At 60.1% G+C, this 4,009-nt stretch carries 3 protein-coding genes and 1 pseudogene; 3 read left to right on the top strand and 1 reads right to left on the bottom strand.

Annotated features, from left to right (window positions below; all coding sequences use genetic code 11):
• Nucleotides 1-111: 111 nt before the first annotated feature.
• A complete protein-coding gene (locus tag AWB76_RS38335; protein ID WP_061165280.1) occupies nt 112-1,218 on the bottom strand; it encodes an IS110 family RNA-guided transposase in 1,107 nt (368 codons plus the stop codon).
• Between the two features lie 354 nt (nt 1,219-1,572).
• Between AWB76_RS38335 and AWB76_RS42975 the strand changes: the two are divergent.
• The 3 genes and pseudogenes from AWB76_RS42975 to AWB76_RS41445 form a co-directional block, all read left to right on the top strand.
• Nucleotides 1,573-1,944: pseudogene (locus tag AWB76_RS42975) on the top strand (hypothetical protein); the annotation flags it as partial.
• A gap of 177 nt (nt 1,945-2,121) precedes the next feature.
• Nucleotides 2,122-3,192, top strand: a complete 1,071-nt coding sequence (locus tag AWB76_RS38330) for an SDR family oxidoreductase (protein WP_061165279.1) — start codon at nt 2,122-2,124, stop codon at nt 3,190-3,192.
• A gap of 118 nt (nt 3,193-3,310) precedes the next feature.
• Nucleotides 3,311-3,685: a hypothetical protein gene (locus AWB76_RS41445; RefSeq protein WP_157696337.1), complete on the top strand. Its 375-nt coding sequence runs from the start codon at nt 3,311-3,313 to the stop codon at nt 3,683-3,685.
• The last annotated feature ends 324 nt before the right edge of the window (nt 3,686-4,009 follow it).

Raw genomic sequence — 4,009 nt, 5'->3', positions numbered from 1 at the left:
GGCGAGTTGTCCACCGCCGGCCGGCGTCGTGGTCGTAATAGGCGACCCGCCGACCGGCCGTGGACAACTCGCGGCACCGCCCAAACCGGAGGGAATCAATCCATTCAAAATTCAACTGCTTAACCATCCACGGAAGCGGGTCGCCCCCAACATGTATGTTGCGGGGATCACCGCGCTCGGAGTACCGACTACGTGTGATGGATCGAATTTCTCGCCCTTCGCGAGCACGGCCCAGAGAATGCGCGCATGCTTGTTGGCGACGGCGACTAGGGTCTTGTAATAGCCGACGGGGGCCTGCAGTTGAACGATCCAGCGAGAGAGTCTGTCGACGCGTCGGGGTGCAGTACGAATGGCGGAACGCGCGCCCTGATATAGCAACGTTCGCAGATAGTCGTTGCCTTGCCTGGTGATGCGTCCGAGCCGTTGTTTGCCGCCGCTGCTATTCTGTCTGGGGACAGTACCGATCCAGGCTGCCATCTGCCGACCATTTTTGAATTGCCGCGCATCGACAACAGTTGCGACCGCGGCAGATGCGGTCACGGGGCCTACCCCGCACACCTTCATGCAACGTTGCGCCTGTTCATCGTGGACGGCGTGTTCAGCGATCTGTTTGTCGAGCCATGTGATTTCCCGATCCAGTGCCTGACACTGCGTCCAGCCCCGTATGAGCGCCTGGCGCGCAGCACCTGCAAGTTCGTTGCTACCGTCCTCGAGACGGTCGACGATGTGCTTCTGTAACGATCGGATGCCTTGCGGCAGAGACACGCCGAACTCGGCAAGAAGCCCACGCAACCGATTTACCAGTGCGGTTCGCTCCTCGACGAAGCCGGTCCGCATGCGGTGAAGCACGAGCACACTTTGCTGGGCAGGTGACTTGATCGGCACGAAGCGCATCTGTGGGCGGCTAGCCGCCTCGCAGGTTGCCTCGGCATCCTGTGCATCATTCTTTACGTGCGGACCTCCTTTGCGATAGGGGGCAGCGAATTGCGGTGGAATGAGCCGGACATCGTGTCCGAGCGAGCGTAACTTGCGCGCCCAATAATGGGCACCGCCGCACGCTTCCATAGCTACCAGGCAGGGCTCACGATTGGCAAACCAGTTCACGAACCGTTCGCGAGAAATCGCCTTCCGTACAACGACACGTTCGGCGCGGTCAACTGCGTGGACCTGCATCACGTTCTTGGCCAGATCCACACCAACGCGAGCAATCTGTTCCATGACTTTCCCCTTCGCTGAAGGTTGCGTAACAACAGCCATGATGACATCGATAGGTGCCGCTCGGGCGATGGGGGAGGTCCTTAGGTTCAATCCGGTCCATTTCGATCCCCCAGAATGGGTTGTGGCAGAGCGAACTGACGTCACGCGCCCCTCTCCCCCCAAACTTTACAGCGTGCAGAGCCTCGACTGGCGAAGGAAGCTTACGAAGCAACTCGATTTTGCAAGAACCACCTCCTGGCGCGGATGTCGTCATGTCGGGCGGGACCGGCAGTTTCAGGCATATCCGCGGCGGGAACGTGACGGCGGTGAACCCGGATCAACACCTAACGTGTCGTTTGCAAGACAGCCTCGCACATGCGTTGCCGCGCATCGTCAGTCAACCAGACCATATCTCGGCACGCGAAGCCGCCCAGTATGGTGCCTGGCTGTGCGAAACCGTGCCGCGCAGTGTTGGCATGGCATTGCATCACAAGCTGTGCCACATTCGGCGGAATGTTTAATCTGCCGCACGCGGAAGCCCATGCGGTGATTCTGCTTTATTCGATGGCGTTCAATCAGCCGGCCGTACCAGCCGCCGACGAACGCCTGTGCAAGGCACTGGAAACGCAAGAAGCCGCCGCCGCGCTACACGACCTTGGCCGCTCGCCCGATGCCCCCGCGTCTCTCGATGCGCCAGGCCTTCGTTCAATCGATATTCGTGCTGCCGCCACGGCAGCAATGCAGGCTCCCTACTACAATCCCAGGGCGCTCTCCCAAGAAGCGGTACATCGCTTGCTGGCGTATGCTTTCGACGGCACACGGCCCGAGAGCCGGACCTTCCAGAGCGTATGGTTCGCTTCCCCTCGCGAAGCGCGCATCCGCAGATTCTTCCTGCCAACACTGTTACTTTCGATATTTACTTTCATGGACAAACGGGCACTCATCATTGGCGCGACGGGCATCGTCGGCGGCAATCTCGCGCAACATCTGCTGGCATGCGGAGGCTGGAAGGTGTCGGGTCTCTCGCGCGGACGCACAAAAGCGCCCGACGGCGTCGAATCCGTCACCGCCGACCTCACTTCCGCGAAATCCGTTAAGGATGCGCTGCAAGGGCAGCGTTTCAGTCACGTCTACTTTTCCGCATGGTCGCGACAGGCAACCGAGCGCGAGAACATCGAAGTGAACGGCGCAATGGTCCGCCACGTGCTGGATGCGCTCGGCCCATCCGGCAAGCTCGAACACGCGGCGCTCGTCACAGGCCTCAAGCATTACCTTGGGCCTTTTGAAGCGTATGCGCAGGGCAATGTCCCGCTCACGCCGTTTCGGGAGGAACAAGGCCGGCAACCCGTCGATAACTTCTACTACGAGCAGGAAGACCGGCTATTCGAAGCCGCGCGTCGACATGACTTCAGCTGGAGCGTGCATCGACCGCATACGATCATCGGTTTCGCGCTCGGCAACGCGATGAACATGGGCGTCACGCTCGCCGTGTACGCGACGCTGTGCAAGGAAACGGGGCAGCCGTTCGTGTTTCCTGGGTCAGTCGCCCAATGGAACAGTCTCACAGATATGACCGACGCGCGCCTGCTCGCGCGGCATCTCGAGTGGGCGTCCACCTCGCCCGGCGCGCGCAACGAGGACTTCAACGTCGTCAATGGCGACGTGTTCCGGTGGAAATGGATGTGGTCACAGCTCGCGCAGTATTTCGGCATCGACCCCGCGCCTTTCGACGGTGAGACGCGCCCCCTTGAACATCGCATGCTTGATGCGAAGAGGCAGTGGGCGGACATCGCGGGCCGCTACCAATTGAAAGAACCGGATATCGACAGGCTCGTGTCGTGGTGGCATACGGATGCCGATCTCGGACGTCCGATGGAAGTGTTGACTGACATGAGCAAGAGCCGTAAAGCCGGCTTCCTCGATTATCAGCCCACGTCGGATGCGTTTTTCGCGCTCTTCGATAAATTGAAGCGCGAACGGATCATTCCTTCTTAGACGTCTGGTCCGGAGAGCGGCGGCATTCAAGCGCGTTAGAAAATCACGATGACGATGCGGTCGAGGACCCGAAGGTATCGCGCGGCAGCGCTCAAGGGGAGGAGCGTTTAACCTGCCGATGCCCGACGGCACGGAGAGCCATGAAGCAGAGCGGCAAGACATACGTTTCGCAGCTCGCGAACAAAATTTGATCGTGGATCTCGTTCCCGGTTCTTTGAACGAAACGCGCCTCCCGGCGGCTGCGCAGCACGCCCGTAAGGACTTCCTTTTCGACGCCCAAAGTTCCCTTCTGCGCAGCGACTCCCTTGACGGCTACCCTCGTCAATTACTTCGTTGGGCACCTCGGCCGGAGGCCTTGCTCGACCGCTACGTTCCTTCAGACATGCACTGTGCCCTCGGCCTGCTGCTGCGCATTTGGTCTGTGCGTCGAGCCGAAGCACCGGCCACAGGGCATTTGAGCGATCGTGCCGATCGCGGCCACCTCGGCGCATGACGTCTTGCCTGATCCGACCATGATGGTCCGCTGTGTGAGCGGAGCGGTCGCCTAAATGACGAGGCGAACACGATGTCGAAAGGCCCTTGAGTTGGAAGGCGAAGTAAATCACTAGCACGGTGCCGCCCAGCCCTCTGCCAAAGCCGTTGCTCCCACGCTGAACCAGGAAAATGCGACGCGCTCGTCAAGGCCCGGGCGACAAGACCCGACCAAGAGGAATACCATCCAGATTTTAGAGCAACGGCAGCTAGTCTTACTGTGTCATAGAATGTGTTGACGCAGAACTGCAGAATGGGCATTGCTGGAGCCGTTTAGCGACGTGCG

Source organism: Caballeronia temeraria (assembly GCF_001544795.2).
Taxonomy (GTDB): Bacteria; Pseudomonadota; Gammaproteobacteria; order Burkholderiales; family Burkholderiaceae; genus Caballeronia; species Caballeronia temeraria.
Note: the sequence above shows the minus strand (reverse complement) of the source record. Positions and strands in the feature narration are given on the sequence as shown.

Bases quoted from the DNA above. Each gene is read 5' to 3' on its own strand.
- AWB76_RS38335 (WP_061165280.1), bottom strand. From the start codon at position 1,218: ATGGAACAGATTGCTCGCGTTGGTGTGGATCTGGCCAAGAACGTGATG.
- AWB76_RS38330 (WP_061165279.1), top strand. From the start codon at position 2,122: ATGGACAAACGGGCACTCATCATTGGCGCGACGGGCATCGTCGGCGGC.
- AWB76_RS41445 (WP_157696337.1), top strand. From the start codon at position 3,311: ATGCCCGACGGCACGGAGAGCCATGAAGCAGAGCGGCAAGACATACGT.